Source organism: Shewanella sp. S1-58-MNA-CIBAN-0166 (assembly GCF_040310085.1).
In the GTDB taxonomy this organism is placed as follows: domain Bacteria; phylum Pseudomonadota; class Gammaproteobacteria; order Enterobacterales; family Shewanellaceae; genus Shewanella.
Map to the genome: position 1 here is coordinate 1 of NZ_JBEOPN010000124.1, position 282 is coordinate 282.

Genomic DNA, 282 nt, shown 5'->3' on the forward strand with positions numbered 1-282 from the left:
GTGCGCGATGTTTTACTGCTCGTTATTATGACTTAGCCAAAGATCAATGTAATTTAATTTGCCAAGATCATCCGCAAGGCCTGACAACACTGAGTCAAGACAATCAAGAATTATTTACTCTTAATGGTATTCAAACCATGTCTGGAAAGGTCTATAACTTGTGTGAAGATGTGACCGATTTGGCAAAAGTGAGTGATATTGCACGTATAAGTGCGCATCAATTTGAAGATTTGGCATGGATAGAGTGCTTTTCTTTACAACAAAAAAACCGTCGGCCTGCAG

Annotated in this window: 1 pseudogene; it reads left to right on the forward strand. The window is 39.0% G+C overall.

Annotated features, from left to right (window positions below):
• Positions 1-282: pseudogene (locus AAEY99_RS21365) on the forward strand (U32 family peptidase); the annotation flags it as partial.